The organism is Ferruginibacter sp., assembly GCF_028288465.1.
Classification (GTDB): Bacteria; Bacteroidota; Bacteroidia; order Chitinophagales; family Chitinophagaceae; genus Ferruginibacter.
The window spans coordinates 72,756-89,430 of the sequence record NZ_JAQBNR010000022.1; the positions used below are offsets into that span (position 1 = coordinate 72,756).

General features: G+C 37.9%; 20 protein-coding genes. 17 read left to right on the plus strand and 3 right to left on the minus strand.

Annotated features, from left to right (window positions below; genetic code table 11):
- Positions 1-64: 64 nt before the first annotated feature.
- The 7 genes from JWR61_RS10930 (at position 65) to JWR61_RS10960 (ending at position 4,957) form a co-directional block, all read left to right on the plus strand.
- Positions 65-640: a class I SAM-dependent methyltransferase gene (locus JWR61_RS10930; RefSeq protein WP_301927846.1), complete on the plus strand. Its 576-nt coding sequence runs from the start codon at positions 65-67 to the stop codon at positions 638-640.
- Positions 641-712: 72 nt separating this feature from the next.
- Positions 713-991, plus strand: coding sequence for a hypothetical protein (locus JWR61_RS10935; RefSeq protein ID WP_301927847.1), 279 nt, complete (start codon positions 713-715; stop codon positions 989-991).
- Positions 988-1,431, plus strand: coding sequence for a hypothetical protein (locus JWR61_RS10940; RefSeq protein ID WP_301927848.1), 444 nt, complete (start codon positions 988-990; stop codon positions 1,429-1,431). The genes JWR61_RS10935 and JWR61_RS10940 overlap by 4 nt, the downstream gene beginning before the upstream one ends.
- Positions 1,432-1,453: 22 nt before the next feature.
- The gene (locus tag JWR61_RS10945; RefSeq protein WP_301927849.1) at positions 1,454-2,017 is read left to right on the plus strand and encodes a Crp/Fnr family transcriptional regulator; all 564 of its coding nucleotides are present in this window, start codon (positions 1,454-1,456) and stop codon (positions 2,015-2,017) included.
- Between the two features lie 67 nt (positions 2,018-2,084).
- Positions 2,085-3,191: an MBL fold metallo-hydrolase gene (locus tag JWR61_RS10950; protein ID WP_301927850.1), complete on the plus strand. Its 1,107-nt coding sequence runs from the start codon at positions 2,085-2,087 to the stop codon at positions 3,189-3,191.
- Between the two features lie 25 nt (positions 3,192-3,216).
- Positions 3,217-3,657 carry a rhodanese-like domain-containing protein gene (locus JWR61_RS10955; RefSeq protein ID WP_301927851.1) on the plus strand — a complete coding sequence of 147 codons (441 nt, stop codon included), beginning with the start codon at positions 3,217-3,219 and terminating at the stop codon, positions 3,655-3,657.
- Positions 3,658-3,679: 22 nt separating this feature from the next.
- Positions 3,680-4,957, plus strand: a complete 1,278-nt coding sequence (locus JWR61_RS10960; RefSeq protein WP_301927852.1) for an MFS transporter — start codon at positions 3,680-3,682, stop codon at positions 4,955-4,957.
- Here JWR61_RS10960 and JWR61_RS10965 read toward each other — a convergent pair.
- Positions 4,954-5,475 (minus strand): hypothetical protein, encoded by a 522-nt coding sequence (locus JWR61_RS10965; protein WP_301927853.1) that lies wholly within the window; start codon positions 5,473-5,475, stop codon positions 4,954-4,956. The genes JWR61_RS10960 and JWR61_RS10965 overlap by 4 nt on opposite strands.
- Before the next feature lie 374 nt (positions 5,476-5,849).
- Between JWR61_RS10965 and JWR61_RS10970 the strand changes: the two genes are divergently transcribed.
- The 3 genes from JWR61_RS10970 to JWR61_RS10980 all read left to right on the plus strand — a co-directional run bounded on the left by JWR61_RS10970 (position 5,850) and on the right by JWR61_RS10980 (position 7,877).
- Positions 5,850-6,029, plus strand: coding sequence for a hypothetical protein (locus JWR61_RS10970; RefSeq protein WP_301927854.1), 180 nt, complete (start codon positions 5,850-5,852; stop codon positions 6,027-6,029).
- A gap of 326 nt (positions 6,030-6,355) precedes the next feature.
- Entirely contained in the window at positions 6,356-6,733 is a 378-nt protein-coding gene (locus JWR61_RS10975) for a single-stranded DNA-binding protein (protein WP_301927855.1), read from the plus strand.
- Between the two features lie 79 nt (positions 6,734-6,812).
- Positions 6,813-7,877, plus strand: coding sequence for a DUF932 domain-containing protein (locus tag JWR61_RS10980; RefSeq protein WP_301927856.1), 1,065 nt, complete (start codon positions 6,813-6,815; stop codon positions 7,875-7,877).
- A 133-nt stretch (positions 7,878-8,010) separates the two neighbouring features.
- Here the strand turns inward: JWR61_RS10980 and ltrA are convergent, their stop codons facing one another.
- Together ltrA and JWR61_RS10990 are read right to left on the minus strand one after the other, a co-directional pair.
- A complete protein-coding gene (gene ltrA, locus JWR61_RS10985) occupies positions 8,011-9,282 on the minus strand; it encodes a group II intron reverse transcriptase/maturase (RefSeq protein WP_301927857.1) in 1,272 nt (423 codons plus the stop codon).
- A 730-nt stretch (positions 9,283-10,012) separates the two neighbouring features.
- Positions 10,013-10,135: a hypothetical protein gene (locus tag JWR61_RS10990; protein WP_301927858.1), complete on the minus strand. Its 123-nt coding sequence runs from the start codon at positions 10,133-10,135 to the stop codon at positions 10,013-10,015.
- Between the two features lie 32 nt (positions 10,136-10,167).
- Between JWR61_RS10990 and JWR61_RS10995 the strand changes: the two genes are divergently transcribed.
- The 7 genes from JWR61_RS10995 to JWR61_RS11020 all read left to right on the plus strand — a co-directional run bounded on the left by JWR61_RS10995 (position 10,168) and on the right by JWR61_RS11020 (position 16,670).
- Positions 10,168-10,383: a hypothetical protein gene (locus tag JWR61_RS10995; RefSeq protein ID WP_301928026.1), complete on the plus strand. Its 216-nt coding sequence runs from the start codon at positions 10,168-10,170 to the stop codon at positions 10,381-10,383.
- The gene (locus JWR61_RS11000) at positions 10,349-10,504 is read left to right on the plus strand and encodes a JAB domain-containing protein (protein WP_301927859.1); all 156 of its coding nucleotides are present in this window, start codon (positions 10,349-10,351) and stop codon (positions 10,502-10,504) included. Before JWR61_RS10995 ends, JWR61_RS11000 begins: the two co-directional genes overlap by 35 nt.
- Before the next feature lie 49 nt (positions 10,505-10,553).
- Positions 10,554-10,637, plus strand: coding sequence for a JAB domain-containing protein (locus JWR61_RS11005; protein ID WP_301928025.1), 84 nt, complete (start codon positions 10,554-10,556; stop codon positions 10,635-10,637).
- Between the two features lie 317 nt (positions 10,638-10,954).
- Positions 10,955-11,581 (plus strand): chitinase, encoded by a 627-nt coding sequence (locus JWR61_RS11010; RefSeq protein ID WP_301927860.1) that lies wholly within the window; start codon positions 10,955-10,957, stop codon positions 11,579-11,581.
- 1 nt (position 11,582) lies between these two features.
- Positions 11,583-11,774 carry a glycoside hydrolase family 19 protein gene (locus tag JWR61_RS28255; protein ID WP_367881799.1) on the plus strand — a complete coding sequence of 64 codons (192 nt, stop codon included), beginning with the start codon at positions 11,583-11,585 and terminating at the stop codon, positions 11,772-11,774.
- Positions 11,775-11,854: 80 nt separating this feature from the next.
- Positions 11,855-12,211 (plus strand): hypothetical protein, encoded by a 357-nt coding sequence (locus tag JWR61_RS11015; protein ID WP_301927861.1) that lies wholly within the window; start codon positions 11,855-11,857, stop codon positions 12,209-12,211.
- Positions 12,212-12,317: 106 nt separating this feature from the next.
- Positions 12,318-16,670: a CusA/CzcA family heavy metal efflux RND transporter gene (locus tag JWR61_RS11020; protein ID WP_301927862.1), complete on the plus strand. Its 4,353-nt coding sequence runs from the start codon at positions 12,318-12,320 to the stop codon at positions 16,668-16,670.
- Positions 16,671-16,675 lie beyond the last annotated feature (5 nt).

The window sequence follows — 16,675 nt, forward strand, 5'->3', positions numbered from 1 at the left end:
ATACATACCAGCACTTCGCTACAAATGGTTAACTCCATTGTATGATTTCTTTATTAATCGCACCATGCCTGCGAAGAAAATGAAACGGGTATTAATTGAAGCAGCTAATATTTCAGCAAAACTGAAAGTATTGGACTTTGGTAAAGCTACATTAACCATTATGATAAAAGAATTATGCCTGGAAGCGAAGGTAACAGGCATTGATGTGGATAGAGAAATATTAGATAAGGCAATTCAAAAAGTAAAAGAAAAGAAGTTGGATATTCTCTTACCTGATTATGATAGTTCACAGCTTCCTTTTCAGAACAAAGCCTTTGACAGAATACTCTCCTGTTTGGTTTTTCATCACCTTGATGCAGATACAAAAAGAAAAACACTGGCGGAAGCGTTCAGAATTTTAGGAAATAACGGCGACCTGTTTATTGCAGATTTTGGCCGGTCAAAATCATGGGTACAGCGAACGCTTTTTAATATTATAAGAGGCCTTGATGGATTTAAATCAACAGATGCCAATGCAAAAGGATTACTGCCTCAATTAATTTCGGAAGCTGGGTTTGAAACTGTAACTATTAAAAATCGTTTAAAAACTATGTTTGGAGAAGTGCAAATAATAAATGCTGAAAAGATATTCAGCAAATAAACGTTTGTTGTCAAAATAGATTATAAGATTAATAAAAGTGGTTTATATAACTGTTTAAATAAGCTAACAATAATGAAACTCTACATCAAATACATGGTAAGCATTCGCTGCAAAATGATGGTGAAAGAGGAATTGAAGAAACTCGGCATCCCTTATGTTGCTGTTAATTGGGGCGAAGTAGAGATAATAGAAAATATTACAGCAAAACAGCGGAAGCAAATAAAAATCGCTTTACGCAAATCCGGGTTTGAACTAATGGATGATAAAAAAGACATACTGATTGAAAAAATTAAAAATGTAGTGGGGGGGGGAATATTGAAGATGCTTTCAGAGAAACGTTTGAAACAATGAAATTGAATATTTCAATTGTTAGGGACCCACTTGGTCAGGACTTTACTTTGACACTGCCCAAAGCAACTAAACATAAAGTTGAAATTAAATCGGTTGCTCATGGTAGTAGTAAAGCATTACTTTCAAAATTACAGGGACAGACAGCAGTATCAATGCCAGATAACTATACACTTTGTGTAATGGAAAGACCTATTGGAGCTTTATATCCTGATAAATCAGAGTTTGCAAACCTGGCTCGTTTTGTTATGAACATCGGACATCTTATTAAAGAAAAGGTAGAATCAGGAAGCATTATTGAGCAAACTATTTCTAATTCAATTGCCCGGGAAATTGGATTAGAATTTGAAAACGTAAATTATAAATTTGGGATTAAGAAAAATATTTGGGCAACTAATCTCGCTATAAAACAATTTGCAGAGAAATTAATTTCAGTTTTTTAGTTCTTAAATTGTAAAATATCTAATGAACTTACTCTTTCAATACTTCAAAAAATTCAATCCCCTTTCCAAAGAAGCGGAAGCTGCGATTCAAGCAATAAGCAGTATCGTTACGATTAAAAAAAGCAAAGACCTGCAACCTATTGGCCACACCTGCAAAACAATTTACTTTATAAATAAAGGATTGGCCCGTATCTATTACTTTAAAGATGGGATAGATGTAACAGAGAGCTTCTCTTTTGAAAACAACATCGTTGCAAGAGTGGAAAGTTTATTTAGCGGTAAGCCAAGTCGTAAAGCAATTCAGGTGTTGGAGGATAGTGAGGTAGTAGCCATTAATGCCAATCAACTCTTCAAAATCTATGATACCTTTCCGGAGATTGAAAGATTGTTTCGTAAAATATTTGAGACAGCTTATGTAGAAACAGTAAACCGAATTGAAGGGATGCAATTTCATTCAGCAGAAGAACGGTACAATGCCTTATTAAGCGAAGCTCCCAATGTATTAATGAGAGTGCCTTTAAAATATGTTGCTTCTTACCTTGGCATTACACAAGTGAGCCTAAGCCGTATCCGGGCACACCGGTAATTATTTATCCTATGTTAAAGGATTAGCCATTTAGGAGTGCCACCTTTGTGCAATAAAATTTTGCATTATGGAGGGCATACAACAAATAAATACCAACACACTCAGAAGCTGGTTAGAGAACGGTAAAGCAGTTTCTATACTTGATATAAGACCCATTGAAGAACGAACAGAATGGTTTATTCCGGGCAGTATTTATTTGAATGCTTACGATAAGCTAAAAGCAAATAATCCCGATGCCTTACATGGATTGCACCTTGATAAAACAGTACCGGCAGTAACCATTTGTGCCGGTGGCAAAACCAGTATGATTGCCGCAGATTTGTTACAGATGCAAGGCTTTGAAGCGTACTCATTACAAGGTGGTATGAAAGCCTGGAGCCTGGCATGGAACACTGCAAAAATTTCTTTCCCTTATTTTGATGTAATACAATTCAGAAGAACTGGTAAAGGTTGTCTTTCCTACATCATTGCATCCAATAAGGAAGCAATAATAGTAGATGCTTCGCTGCCAATTGAAGCTTATCAGGAACTTCTATTAAAAGAAAGACTTACCCTAAAGTATGTTATGGAAACGCATATTCATGCCGACCATCTTTCAAGGTCAAAACAATTAGCAGAGAAAAATAATGTCCCGCTTTATCTTCCAATACCAAACAAAGTAAACTTCAACTTTGAGCCAGTAACCGGCACCACTATTTTTGATGCAGGCAATATCAAAATAAAAGCAATTCAAACACCAGGGCATACACTGGAAAGTACCAGCTATTTTATTGATGATAAAGTATTGCTTACAGGGGATACGCTTTTTATCAGTGGAGTTGGCAGGCCAGACCTGAAGGCAAACAATGATGAAGCCATACAAAAATCGAAATTACTTTATCAGTCTTTACAGAAAATATTAGCACTTGATGAAAATATAATTGTAATGCCAGCCCACACCAGTCAGCCAATAGATTTTGACAATATTCCCATTCAAACAACAATCGGCATTATTAAAAAAAATGTAGCCATACTTCAATTAAGCGAAGAAGAATTTATCAATACCATTCAGCAACGCATTCCACCAACACCTGCCAACTATCTTTCAATTGTGGAGAAAAATATTAACGGCGATTTTAGTGATGTAAACCCAATTGATTTGGAAGCCGGGGCAAACAGGTGTGCAATTTCATAAATCAAATTCTTATAAAAAAAATAACATGAAAAATAAAAAAACACTACTTAGCTTTTTGCCTATAGTAATTATAATTTTTGCATCCTTTAGCTTAAAACAAACAGAGCCCTGGAAGCCGAGCCAATTGATGCCACCGGCAGACCTTGCAGCCATTATCAATAATAAGACCGATACAAAACCTCTAATCATTAGTATTGGTCCTGATGCATTGGTAAAGGGTTCAATTGATATTGGCCCTGCAAATGATAAAGGCAACCTTATTAAATTGAAACAATTTTTAGCAAAGGAGAAAAAAGACAGGAACATTGTAATTTATTGCGGCTGTTGTCCATTTGAACATTGCCCAAATATCCGGCCTGCTTTTGCATTATTAAACGAAATGAAATTTACCAATCACAAACTATTAAGCCTGCAGCACAATATTAAAATAGATTGGATTAACAAGGGTTTTCCTGTAAATAATTAAACTCCTGAAAATATTTAATACAATGAATGTGGTGCAATTAGGCTTAAAAGAAAACTGGAAACAATTTTGGTTATTGGTATTCATCAATGCACTTGTTGGTGGCATGATAGGTTTGGAAAGAACACTGCTGCCTGAGATAGCGAAGAAAGAATTTCACTTAACATCCACCTCCATTATTTTATCTTTTATAATTGTGTTTGGCTTATTTAAAGCATTCACCAACTACTTTACAGGCGCATTGGCCAACAGGTTTGGGAGGAAAAAATTATTGGTATTTGGCTGGCTGGTTGGTATTCCTGTTCCTTTTATTTTGATGTATGCAAACAATTGGAACTGGATAATATTTGCCAATATCTTATTAGGCATCAACCAGGGTTTAACATGGAGCAGCACGGTGGTAATGAAAATTGATTTAGTAGGTGAAAAAGAAAGAGGCTTTGCTATGGGGCTGAATGAATTTGCTGGGTACGGCATGTTAGGATTAGTAGCTTTTACTACCAGCAGCATTGCCAATAATTATGGGTTAAGGCCATATCCTTTTATTATAGGAATTGGGTTCGTTATTGCAGGAACATTATTGTCATGGCTTTTTGTAAAAGATACAAGTGGCCATGTAAATAAAGAAGCACAACTAAATAGCAGCGTTCCCCTTTTGAAAAATGTATTTAAAGAAACAAGCTGGCTGAATAAAAATTTAGGGTCGGTAACACAGGCCGGTTTAATTAACAACCTGAACGATGCAATGATTTGGGGTATACTGCCGGTGCTGCTGGCACAAAGAGGTTTTGGTATTGCACAGATAGGAATTATAACCGCCGTTTACCCGGCAGTGTGGGGATTAGGTCAGTTGATAACTGGAAAACTGGCTGACATCTATTGCAAAAAGGACTTGCTGTTTTGGGGAATGTTGTTACAGGGCATAGCTATTATACTGATAATATTTTCAAGCAGCGTTGCTCATTATATTGCTATCTCAGTTATTCTTGGAATAGGCACCGCAATTGTTTATCCTACTTTTTTGGCAAGCATTGCAGAAGATACCAACCCACAGCAACGGGCAAAGAGTTTAGGTGTATTTAGATTTTGGAGAGATTTAGGCTATGTCATCGGCGCACTACTTACAGGCGTATTTACAGATTTATTTAGTATCGAATTTTCAATTGCCTTTATTGGTGTGCTTACTATTCTTTCATCAGTTGTTATCATTTACCGGATGTATTGTAAGCCGCAGGTAAAAAGGGTTTTCAGAAATGCAAAAAGCCTTTTACAAAATAAAGATAGAAATGTTGTACGGGTTTAATCATTATTAAAACTAACGATGTTGAGTTCTTTTAAAATCTCAAAAAACAGTATAATAAACTGGGCATAGTATTTTATGTCCCATGATTCACCAATTTTATATTGGCAACCAATTTCTATAATGCTTTTTGTTCCGTCCATCAGCACTACTTCTATAAAATCAATATCAGCTTCATTAAAATGTTTTATTTTATTATTCAGCATCCGGAAATGTTTAAAATCAGGGAATCGCTTTTCGATAGCAGCGGTGTCGAATACTTTATTATCGGAAGCCCTGTAAATGCTCTCCAGTAAATGATACATACTGGTATGCAACGCTTTTATTTTTGGAACGATGGCATTGAATCTGTCTTTACTCTCGGGTGAGGCAAAATGATTTTTCTTATCAATTTCCATTATGCTTACTGCCGTTGCTGTATTATCCTTTACATCAACTTCATATAATTCGCCAATTTGATTTAATACAAACTCCACATCATGGTATAGATAATAACCTTCCTTTAAACTGTATATAGGCATAGGGGGCAAATTTCAGGTAAAATGAAACAACTGTAATAAGTTTTGTTGTGTCTTAAAAACTGTAAGTAAAGTACAAATAATTATGCCGTTCCCTGGCGGTCGGGCTTTTCACTACAATCTTCTTACCAGAAGGATTCCCGTTTCTATCCCTAACGGATTCTTTTAAAGATTCAACAATAGAAAGCGGTTAAAAATATTAAGTCAACCCCGGCACAGTACACCCGTCTTATTTCTTTTGCGCCTGCGGCAAATAAGCCGGGAGAACTGTGCCGGATAATGATATTGGTCATTGAGATTGGCTTCCCGAAAAAATCGGGACCGGCTGTGCCTAACCAAACATAATTCCAGATTAATCAAATTGTAAAGGTGACTAAATGATTGCTCAAAAGATAGACTTTGCAAAAATTATTGCAGTGACCCCGGCACAGTACACCCGCCTTATTTCCATTTCGCCTGCGGCAAATAAGCCGGGAGAACTGCACCGGACAATGAGATTGGTCATTGAGATTGGCTCGTACCTCACCAACCACAATTCCAGCTACTTCAAATTATAAAGATACTGCAAAGCAGATTTTATGAGAATCAACTTTTTAAAAACTCATTCATCCTTATCTGACGCAAATTTCTTGACAGGATTTGTCAAAAGCAAGGTCTGCGTCCCGCCAAAATGCAGGGGCGGGACTGGCCACGGGTGTTGCAAAAATAATCTCCACCCCGGTTTGGCCTCCTTCGGAGAAAATATTTGTGGGGTAGTATTCTTTTTACAAAAACCTTGCTTTTGCCAAACCCTGTTTCAAGGCCGGGTTGCTACGATTAGAACGAACGAGGCGTATGCCGACTTTAAACATTTATTAAACAATTAAAATTTACAATCATGGAAATGACAGCAAGATTAACAGGTGATGCAAAAATCAGCACCCTGAAAAATGACAAACAGGTGGTAAACTTCAATATAGCAATTAACGACAGCTACAAAGCAAAAGGCAGTAGCGAATCAACAAAAGTAGTAACCTATGTGCAATGCGATTATTGGGTAAATCCGGGTGTTGTACAGTACCTGACCAAAGGTACATTGGTAGAGTTACAAGGAAGAGTTGGTGTAAATGCTTACATCGGTAAAGATGGTGAAGCCAAAGCCACATTAACCTTTCATGTAAACACCATAAAACTGCATGGTAAGGCAAGTACAAAGAATGAAGTTCCAGTTACAGAAAATGCGGGAGCAATTTTAGAACCAGCAGACGATTTACCATTTTAGAACAAAATCAAAAGGGCGTTGGTAAAATGCTGATGCTCTTTTATAAAAAAATTATTTTCAAAATTTAAAATCAACAATCATGGCACACAATTTAAATTTCAACGAACTAACTGGCAAACACAGTTTCTTTTCAGTAAAGGAAAAAGCCTGGCATGACCTGGGGCAAATAGTAGAGGGATACCCAACCAGTGCAGAGGCACTAAAATTTGCAGGGCTTGATTATACCGTAGCCAAAAGAAAACTGTTTACGTTTGATAACGAAAACGAAGCAGCCAATGAAGACGTCGAAATAAAGATTCCAGAAATAGAAGTTCCCAATTATTTTGCAACCATCCGTACCGACAATGAAACAGTTTTAGGTGTGGTGGGTAAAGATTATGAAGTGGTACAAAATATTGATGCGTTCAGTTTTTTTGATGCTATTGTTGGCGGTGATGGCATACAATATGAAACCGCAGGCGTGTTGGGCAAAGGAGAAAGAATTTTCATTACTGCTAAATTGCCCAATTACATCAAAGTAGGGAATGATGATTTGATTGAGCAGTATTTATTTTTAACTACTTCCCACGATGGCGGCGGCAGTATTACCGCAGCGTTTACTCCCGTTAGGATTGTCTGCAATAATACTTTAAATGCAGCCCTTCAAAACCATAGCAATGCTTTTAAAATAAGGCATACCGCCAATGCAAAAGAGCGCTTAGAAGAAGCCCACAAACTAATGGGCATTACAAACAATTTAAGTATCCAGTTAGAAGGTGTTTTTAATCAATGGGCTAAAATTCGTATTACAGACCCCGAAGTAAAAAAACTGATTCAAATGGCTTTAGTACCTAACAAAGAAGTGTTGCAAAATGTACAGGCTGGTAAAGATGATGAATTATCCACCTGTTTTAAAAACATGACCGATGCCGCTTTTGAATATGCTATGACAAATGAAACGCAACAATTAGAAACTACTAAAGGCAGTTTGTTTGGTGCTTACAACGCCGTTACGGGATATTTTCAAAATGTAAGGATTTACAAAAATGAAGAAGCAAAACTTAAATCCTTACTGTTTGGTGGTACCGGACAATTGAGGACACAAAAAGCATTTCAACTTTGTGAGAGTTTTGCAAAGGCTGAGGTAATGGAATTTTACAATTAAGATTTTTAAGGGGCAAACAAAAAAGTTTGCCCCTTATTCTATCAGATTGTTAAATCGAGTAGGAAGCGTAGGATTATTTCCTACGCTGTCCTCTCACACCACCGTACGTGCCTTTCTGGCATACGGCGGTTTGTTAGAATAATGATAACTGCGTTTTCTTTAGCCAGATATAAGTGTTAAGAAAACCATCGTAGCCCTTCTTTTGAAAATATTCATTTGTGAGGCTGCGCTGTAATACAGGACTGATTGCAGTACGGATAAATCCTCTGCTGAATGACCATTGGTATGCTTTATTTGCAGGTATGCCAAGCTTTCTCAGGTTATATGCTTTTGTCTTTCGCTTCTTCCATTGCTTCCACTTACATATTCTGAGCCGCATGCGAACATATTGATCCAATCCTCTCATTAGATGCTTTGCAGTATCTGTAGCAAAGTAATTAACCCATCCTCTGATCAGTAAGGTGAGTTTGCTTATTCTTGCTTCCTCTGATAGTGCATTGCTCCGTTTCGTTATTTCCTTGCATTTTGTTTTAAGCCTTTCTATACTTCTGTTCGCAATCCGAACCAGCCATTTCCTTTTGTATTGATAAAAGGAAAAACCCAACAGATTACTCTGGTGGGGACGGCTAATCTTACTCTTTTCTCTGTTTACTTTCAACTGAAGTCTTCGTTCAATAAAATTCATGACATTCACTTTGACCCGTTCTGCTGAAGCTTTGCTTGAAACGTAAATACTAATATCATCTGTATACCTAACGTAGCTGAGCCCACGCTTTTCCAACTCCTTATCCAATTCATCTAATACAATGTTGGATAGTAGCGGACTTAATGGACTTCCTTGCGGAGTACCTTTAGTCCGTTGGCTAGATACTCCTCCTTCCATAATACCACTTGTAAGGTATGCCCTCATTAATTTTAGTGTACGCTTGTCTGCAATTTTTCTGCTTAACAAGGCCATCAGCCTATCATGGTTTACATGATCGAAAAACTTTTCTAAGTCCAGTTCTATAACCAATGCCTTGCTGTTGTTTAAATACTCCTGTGCCTGTAGCACCGCCTGATGAGCATTCTGACCAGGACGGAACCCATAGCTTTGTTTAGAGAAAAAGGGTTCGTAATAACCTTGCATCCAATGGGCAATTGACTGTTGTATCAGCCTGTCCACAACAGTTGGTATCCCCAACATTCTCTTTCCTCCCTGTGGCTTTGGTATCTCTACCTTCCGCACAGGGGCTGGCCTGTAGGTTCCTTCCAAAATACCGGCACGCAAACTTTGCCAGTTAGCGTTGATGTATGCATTGAGTTCATCAGTTTGCATTCCATCTATACCGCCGGCACCTTTGTTTGAAACAACCTTTACCAAGGCTTTTTCAATGTTGCGTCTGTCCAGAATTTCTTCAAGCATGCTACATTTTTTTTTTCGCATGGCGTCTCTCTTACGGGAATGCATCATTTGGCTCAGCTCTGTCTGTACTTTCTTTCAGCTTCCGGCTTATCCCGGTACAGTAGTTCTCTAACGTGTTTCTGCTTTCATCGCTTCAATGATAAATCCTTGTAAAATACCGCCGGTTCTAACATTCAGCCCTTCAGTTTGTCTGTGAGACTTCCCCGGTTTTACGGAGCTCGTTTCCTTCCTACTATGGCCTCTGCTGACTTCTTATTGTACCGTATTCATATTACTATGAACCGTTGCCGCTTTGGGATTCGCTCATCCCGCTGCCAACTGTACCGTAAGATCTCCCAGAGTAAGTTAGTTCGCTTTCCTCCCATGTGCCCGCTGCATCTACGTTCACAGCCTCCGTATAGTGTTGGACTTTTGCTTGTTGCGCAGCATTGTCCGGCTGTACCCGCCTCATATGCAGTTTCTGTTCGTCAGGCCGGGAATTTGCCTCAGGCTTCCTTCAGATTCCACCTCACGGTGGACACCCTTGCCTTTTTAGCTAACGCTTCCCACTATCAAGTGCGTTCGGGACTTACACCCTATAGTGAACTGACATGTCTGGCGCACACCTGGAAACGAGCCACGCTTGAGGGCGTGGCTCGTTGGCTTAATGCAATATTTTACGATAAAAATTAATTGAGTTTATTTTAAAATACCGTAGGATATTTTAAAGGGAATTGTATTTTTTTCTTCATTAATTCTCCCACAAAGTTCGCCATTTGTCTCCGTGGCGGCAATGAAATTCCGGCATAAACCGCTGCGCTATATATTCCGTTGCTTCCTTGCCTTGGTCGCCAAAAGGCGGTGATAGTTCCATAATTAATTTTTAAATCTTTAAAATGAAATATTATGGAACAGCTAATGAATTTATCAGTATTGAACATGGTGTCAGAAGTTGAATTGGTTTACAAAAACAAAATAAAACCATCTGAAAGACCATTAGTAAAATCCTCCAAAGAATGTTATGAGTTACTAAGATTAACCTGGGATGAAAACAAGATTGAATTTGTAGAACAGTTTAAAGTTTTTAATGAACCGGGCTCAAAGAGTTTTAGGGATTTATGAGTTATCAACCGGAGGAGTTGCAGGTACAGTGGCAGACCCTAAATTGGTTTTTACAGCGGCTTTAAAAGCGAATGCCTGCAACATAATATTATCTCATAATCATCCCTCTGGCAACCTTTAAACCAAGCAGAGCAGATGAAGAATTGACAAAGAAGATTGCAACTGGTGGAATGAATCTTGAAATAAAGGTGATAGATCACATCATCGTTACTAGTGAAGGGTATTATTCTTTTGCTGATGAGGGGTTGCTTTAGCCCCTTTTTTATTTCTCAAATAAGTTTATTCTTAAATTCACACTATTTAGTAAAATAGAATTCATGGGCTTTTCATAACTATCAATGTTTTTGTATAGTCTATACTATGCTGAGATTTCTATAATTCTAAGCCGTACACAATTGTTATCTTTGACACTGCCAATTGAATCCGGTAAAGGCTTTTGTTATATAAATTTTCAATTTAGTCAGGAGCAAAAATTATTTTCTTAATAAGGCTTACTCGAATGAAAAATATTGTACCCATTTCTTTTTTTCTCCTACTCCTTTCGCAATTATGCTATGGGCAAATAACAGTATTGCCAAAGCCTCTAAAAGAGTTTGTAAATAAGAAAATTACTGCTCCAAAAATCACCAGGTATCTTACTGAAAAAAAATGGAATCAATTGTTTCCAAAAAGATATGGCATAGGACAAAAAGATTCTATTTCAAATAATCCGGATTTCTATTCTTATAAAACATTTGTACAGGCATCCAAATTATTTCCTTCTTTTCTTTCTGATGGTAATGATACAATTCAAAAAAGAGAACTATCAGCCTTTCTGGCAAATATAGCCCAGGAAACCAGCGGAGGCTGGGATGATGCGCCGGGAGGTTATTTTAAATGGGGTCTGTATTTTTTAGAAGAAACCAACGCTGGTATTAAAAACCAATACAACGATACATCAAAGAAGAATTATCCAGCCATTGAAGGGAAGTTTTATTATGGCAGAGGCCCCAAACAATTAACCTGGAATTATAATTACGGCCAGTTTAGCGAAGCATGGTTTGGCAGCAAGGATACATTGCTTTTACATCCGGAGTTATTGTCAAAAGATCCACTGTTATCATTTGCATCCGCTTTATGGTTTTGGATGACACCTCAATTTTCCAAAACCTTCCTGTCACGATATACTCACCGGAACATGGGCTCCCACGCCAGATGATATTGAAAAAGGCAGACTTCCGGGCTTTGGTGCCACAGTAAATGTTATCAATGGAGGGGTAGAATGTGGCAGTGGCACTGATATTCCAAAGACTAATTACCGGTACCAGTATTACCTGTATTTCTGTAAATACTTCCAGGTATCACCGGGAGACAATATTAATTGCGCTGGTCAAAAGCCTTTTGGGCAATAGTGCCAATTTAATCCGGACGGAGATTATGCCTTTTTTACAATATATTTGCCTTACTGAAAAAATTAACCGCCATATCATTTTTGCTGATTTTTCTGTGTGCCAATATAGAATTAGGACAGCTATTGAAATTACCGGCTTTAATTCATCATTACTTAGAACACGAAGAAGACGATGCCGGAATTTCTTTTGTCAGTTTCTTGCACAAACATTATGATGAAGAAAAATCCCATTCATCTGCTAACAATGAACATGAAAAACTTCCATTCAAATCTCATGACTTAGGATTTTCACAAGCCACTTTTATTTTTCAAACGCCAGTTGGGTTTGAATTACAAGTAGACAAGACAGTTATAATTAAAGAAAATATTAGTTATTCAACTCCTTTTTATTCACCTTCTCTTCTATCCAGAATTTGGCAACCGCCGAAGTCCTGTTAATCATTTCTTTTTTGCTGTTGCATAAAGCCAATGTTGCTTTATGCCTGTTGTGCTTACTGTATAAGTGACCACTGCATTATTTATTGATGATTAACAAGACAGAACTATGCTTAATAAAATCATTGAGTTTTCTATTAAGAATAAACTCATTATCGGCCTTTTTATAATTGGCCTTATTGGCTATGGCAGTTACCAGGTAACCAAACTGCCTATTGATGCCGTGCCGGATATTACGGATAACCAGGTACAGGTAATTACAATAGCTCCTGCATTGGGTGCGCCTGATATAGAACGTTTAATTACGTTTCCCATAGAGCAGGTCAATAACAGTATTCCGGGCTTAAAAGAAATCAGGAGTTTTTCACGCTTTGGCTTATCAGTGGTGACCATCGTTTTCGATGATGCAACTGATGTGTATTGGGCAAGGCAGCAGGTATCTGAGCGGTTGCAACGGGCAAAGGAACAAATCCCACAGGGATTTGGCACACCCGAGCTGGCCCCCGTTACCACAGGGCTTGGTGAAATTTACCAATATACGGTTCGGCCAAAGAAGGGATACGAAAATAAATATACTGCAATGGAATTACGTACGATCCAGGATTGGATTGTACGCAGGCAGTTGTTAGGCGTTAAGGGTGTTGCAGAAGTGAGCAGTCTTGGTGGTTATCTTAAACAATATGAAATTGCTGTTGACCCTGCAAAACTTAAATCGGCAAATATTACCATCAAGGATGTGTTCAGTGCTTTAGAAGATAATAATCAAAACACTGGTGGTGCCTATATTGAAAAAGGCCCTACCGTTTTATTTATCCGCAGCGAGGGTCTGGTAGGTTCCTTTGATGATATCAATAATATTGTGGTGAAAAACCTTGCTGATGGAGCCCCTGTTTTAATCCGTGATATAGCCGAAGTAAGATTGGGCAGTGCAACAAGATATGGTGCAATGACCTACAATGGCATGGAAGAAGTTTCTGGTGCAGTGGTAATGATGTTGAAAGGCGCTAACAGCAATGAAGTAATTAAGAACATTAAAGAAAGCATTGTACAAATACAGAAGACCTTACCTGAAGGAGTAATGATAGATCCTTTTCTTGACCGGACTAAAATGGTTAACAATTCCATTAGTACGGTTACAAGAAATTTAATGGAAGGCGCATTGATTGTAATATTTGTGCTGGTACTGTTTTTAGGGAATTTTCGTGCAGGGTTATTAGTGGCTTCGGTAATTCCATTGGCACTGTTATTTGCCATTATAATGATGAATTTATTTGGCGTAAGTGGCAACCTGATGAGTTTAGGCGCATTGGATTTTGGGTTAATTGTGGATGGTGCTGTCATCATTGTGGAGGCTGTGATGCACCAGTTAACACACAGCAAAAAATTTAACAGCATCAATAAATTGTCGCAGTCAGATATGGAAGGAGAAGTAAAACACTCAGCCACCCGAATGATGAACAGTGCAGTGTTTGGGCAAATAATTATTCTCATTGTCTATTTACCCATTTTTACCTTACAAGGCATCGAAGGAAAAATGTTTAAACCAATGGCACAAACCGTTGCATTTGCGTTGATGGGTGCATTCATTCTTTCACTCACCTATATCCCCATGATGAGCGCATTATTTCTCAGTAAAAAGGTTTCGCATAAAAGAACTTTTTCTGATAAAATGATGGGCAGACTAGAACGTATTTATCAACATACTTTAGAAAAGATCTTGCGAATACCAAAGACAGTTATAGCGTCAGTTATAGTATTGTTTGCCGTTTCAGTTTTTATTTTATTTCAATTGGGTGGAGAATTTATTCCTGCATTGCCCGAAGGTGATTATGCTGTGGAAACAAGGGTTTTACCAGGAAGTAACCTAAATACTTCCATTGAGGCAGTATCGAAAGGGTCAAGAATCATTTTGGAAAAATTTCCCGAAGTGGAAAAGATAGTGGGCAAAACAGGTAGCAGTGAAGTACCTACCGATCCCATGCCCATTGATGCCACAGATATGATGATTATCCTGAAAGACAAAAGCCAATGGACATCAGCAAAAAGTTATGAAGAACTGGAAGCCAAAATGAGTACAGCACTTGAAGCAGTTCCTGGTGTAACATTCGGTTTTCAATATCCCGTAGCAATGCGGTTCAATGAACTAATATCCGGTGCAAGGCAGGATGTGGTTTGTAAAATATTTGGAGAGAACTTAGATACGCTTGCTTTGTATGCAAATAAACTAGGCAACATCTGCAATACCGTAAAAGGCAGTAGCGGTTTATATGTTGAAGCAGTAACAGGGATGCCACAAATCGTTATTCAATACAACCGGCCTGTAATTGCTCAATACGGGTTAAAGATCAGTGATATTAATAAAGTGGTAAATACCGCTTTTGCAGGACAAAGCAGTGGTATGGTATATGAAGGAGAAAAGCGTTTTGACTTAGTGGTAAGGTTAACTGCTGAAAAAAGAAAAGGATTAGAAGATGTTCAAAATCTTTTAATTCCAACGCCAAAGGGAACTCAGATTCCTTTATACCAGGTAGCCAAAGTAGAAATCATTGAAGGGCCAAATCAAATACAAAGAGAAAATGCCCAGCGAAGAATTATAGTTGGCTTTAACGTAAGGGGTAGAGATATACAAAACATGGTAAAAGAGTTACAGTTGAAAGCAGAGCAACAGATGAAACTACCACCCGGATATTATATTACTTATGGCGGTGCATTTGAAAACTTAGTTGCTGCAAAAAAAAGGCTAGGCATTGCAGTGCCCGTTTCCCTATTGCTGATTTTCCTGATGTTATATTTTGCTTTTAATTCTGTTAAGCAAGGGTTGCTTATTTACTCAGCCATTCCGCTTTCTGCTATTGGCGGCATATTAGCATTAGCCACCCGTGGCATTCCATTCAGCATTTCTGCAGGTGTGGGTTTTATAGCTTTGTTTGGCGTGGCGGTGCTCAATGGAATTGTACTGGTAGCAGAATTTAACCGTTTAAAGAGCGAAGGCACAAAAGATTTAAAGCGCATAGTTACACAGGGTACAAAAATTCGTTTGCGACCTGTATTGATGACAGCATTTGTAGCCTCGCTGGGCTTTCTGCCAATGGCACTAAGTACCGGAGAAGGTGCAGAAGTGCAACGGCCATTGGCAACTGTTGTAATTGGCGGACTATTAATAGCCACCCTTCTTACCTTATTTGTTTTACCAATTTTATACATCATGTTTGAAAAAGGAATTTCATTAAAAACCCAAAAGCCAGTTGTAGCTATCATTATTTTATTTGCAATGTTGTTTTCAGTTGAAAAGACAAATGCACAAACGCCTATTACTTTATATTCTGCAACTGATACGGCTATAAAAAATAACCTGTCAGTGAAAAATGAGCGGTTTAGGGCGGAGTACCAGCAGAAATTAATAAAGACTGCAAAGGTGATCCCTCCCACCAATGTGTTTGGAGAGTTTGGACAAATGAATAGTTTTTATCTTGATACCAAAGCAGGTATTTCACAAACCATCAGTTTTCCGAAAGTGTATGCCACTCAGAAAACATTGCTGAGTGAAGAATGGAAAAGCAGTGTATTGAATGTTGGTATGAAAGAAGCGATATTGAAAAAACAAGTGGCACAGGTTTACTACAATTTGTTGTATGTACAGGAAAAGAAAAAACTCCTGCAAAAAAACGACAGCTTGTTTGCTGAATTTTTAAGTAAAGCCACCCTTCGTTTCAATAAAGGCGAAAGCAATGTGTTGGAAAAAGCAACTGCTGAAAATCAACGTGGGCAAATAGGGTTACAGCTTTCTCAATTGCAACAGGATATGGAGTTACTTCAAATTCAATTTCAATTATTGTTGAATACGGATATCATTTTTATTCCTGATGAAAAGGAATTTAAAATAAATACCATTCCCAATGCTGACACTTCCATACTACAGGTATATCCTGCTCTGCAATATTTGAAACAACAACAACAGATTGCAGCAGCAGCAACACAAGTGGAAAAATCAAAGCTATTGCCTGATATTACATTTGGCTATAACATCATGGGGATGAAAGGTACTGGCGCAAACAATAAAACTTACAACAGCGTACCACAGTTTCAGTCGGTGCAGGTTGGGCTGGGCATACCGATCTTTACAAACGGCCAAAAGGCAAAAATCAATGCAGCAAAAGCAAATGAAGCTATCGTTGTAAATGAGTATGGAATAAACCTGAAAAACTTTGAAACTGCGTACAAGACTGCTGTAGCTCAGTATCAAAAATATACTGAAGCGATTAATTATTTTGAATCAACGGCTTTAAAAAATGCGGACCTTATTACCAGCACTGCCAACAAACAATTTTTAGGTGGCGATATAAATTATTTAGAATGGGTGTTGTTAGTGAACCAGGCAGTAACTATTAAAAGCGATTACATAGAAGCAATAAAAAATAGAAATACAAGTATTGTAGAGATCAATTCTTTTATCACCAAATAATTATA